Here is a 2022-nt window from a genome sequence, read left to right as displayed (position 1 = left end):
CTCTATTGCCAAAAAGATTAAGGAAATTGATAGCCGAGAAGTAGTAAAAGGTTTGTTTAAGATAGCAATGCGAGTAAATTCATTGGAGGAATTTGAGGATAAGCTAAAAATTGCCTTGAAGTAATATGTAACAATTGAAGAGATAGGAAGAAATAGATGGGAGCAATTTCTGTTCACAGTTCAGTAACAAAAAGGAGGTGTGTATGTCTTTTTTAAAAAACATGAAGATGCGAAACAAATTATTAATCTTTTTCTTTGTTACTTCAATTATCCCGATTTTAATACTTGTTTGGCAAAATGTTCGGTTTGCATCAAACCAATTAATGAATTCTGCCTTTGAGCACCTTGTGTCTGTGAGAGATTTAAAAAAGGAGAATATTGAGCGACTTTTTTGTCGCTTTTCTAGGGAACTTGAAGTGATGGCTGAGGTCACTAAAGAGTACATTGAACAATATTACGCTTCAAAAGAACGAGGAGAATTAGACATCTCTTTGGAAGAATTTTTGACTACTTATGCGAAGGATTATATTTTCCACTTTTTGGAGAAATATAAACACGATGATTTTTATTTAATTGCGCCTGATGGTTATTGCTTTTTAACGGCAAAAGAACTGGCAGACTACAAGACTAATTTTTTAACCGGTAAGTGGTCATCTTCCAATTTTGGAAGGTTGATTAAAAAGGTAATTGGGACCAGAAAGTTTGGATTTGCTGATTTTGAGCCTTATGGTCCAATAAATAACAAACCAGCTGCTTTTATTGCCATGCCTATTATTGAAAAAGGGGAGTTGAAAACTATTGTGGCTCTGAGATTGTCTAAATCTAGAATAGAGAGGATTATGAAACAAAGGGCTGGTATGGGAAAGACTGGAGAGACATATCTGGTTGGACCAGATTTTAGGATGCGCTCAGATTCCTACCTTGACCCACAAGGACATTCAGTAGAGGCATCATTTGCAGGGACCATTGAAAAAAATGGCGCTAACACCCTTGCTGTAAAAGAAGCCCTATCTGGAAAATCAGGGGAAAAAGTTATTACAAATTATATGGGACAAAATGTCCTTTCTGTCTATACTCCAATAAATATCTTTGGCAAGACCTGGGCACTGGTAGCTGAGATGAATTTTTCTGAAGTAGAGGCACCAGTAAAAGGTCTAATCCACAAGGCAGTAATTGATTTGATAGTCATAATTATAATTGCCGGTATAATTGCCGTGCTATTTGGAAATTTTATTAGCTCATCCCTCAGCAAGTCCGCACAATTTTGCCAGGCAATATCTGTTGGAAATCTGGATGCTAAACTGGATATAGACCAGAAAGACGAGATAGGACAGCTATGTTCAGGTCTAAAGAGAATTGCTGATTCTGTAAAAAATCTTATTGTGGGAGTTGATACAATTGCAAAGGAAATTATTAATGGAAGGCTTCGTTATAGATATGATTCATCTGAGTTTTCAGGTGAGTATAAAAAGATGGTTGATGATGTTAATAAGCTTGTGGATGCGCTGGTAAATTATATAGAAAAGTTGCCCCAGCCCCTTATGACTCTAGATAAGGACTTTAATGTCTTATATTTAAATGAGCTAGGTAAAAAGCTTGTTGGATCAGATGGTGAAGGCAAAAAGTGTTACGACCTTTTTAAGACCTCTGATTGTCAAACAGATAGATGTGCATGCGCAAGGGCCATGAAGAGTTTACAACTAGAGGTTTCTCAGACAGATGCACATCCAGGCTCATTGGATCTAGAAATAGAATATCATGGCCTTCCAATTGTTAATAGACGAGGAGATGTGGTAGGTGCCTTTGAAATAGTAGTTGATCAGACCCAGACAAAGAACATGTTAAATAAAATGCAAAAAGTAGCAAGAGACACGGCTGAAATAGCTGAGCGTGTATCAACTGCAACTGAAGAATTATCGGCCCAGGTGGAACAGGTATCCAGAGGGGCTGAAGAACAAAAGTCCAGGATGTATGAGACAGCAACTGCAATGGAACAGATGAATGCCACAGTTTTAGAGGTTG

1 protein-coding gene is annotated in these 2022 nt (G+C 37.3%); it reads left to right on the top strand.

Annotated features, from left to right (window positions below):
• Positions 1–203: 203 nt before the first annotated feature.
• Positions 204–2022, top strand: a 1819-nt coding sequence (locus ACY2V1_RS06350) for a PAS domain-containing protein (RefSeq protein WP_461833958.1), incomplete at its 3' end; no start/stop codon positions are given.

It is taken from the genome of Desulfothermus sp., assembly GCF_053993635.1.
The sequence above is the reverse complement of the archived record's forward strand: the minus strand, read 5'-3'. Positions and strand labels throughout refer to the sequence as shown.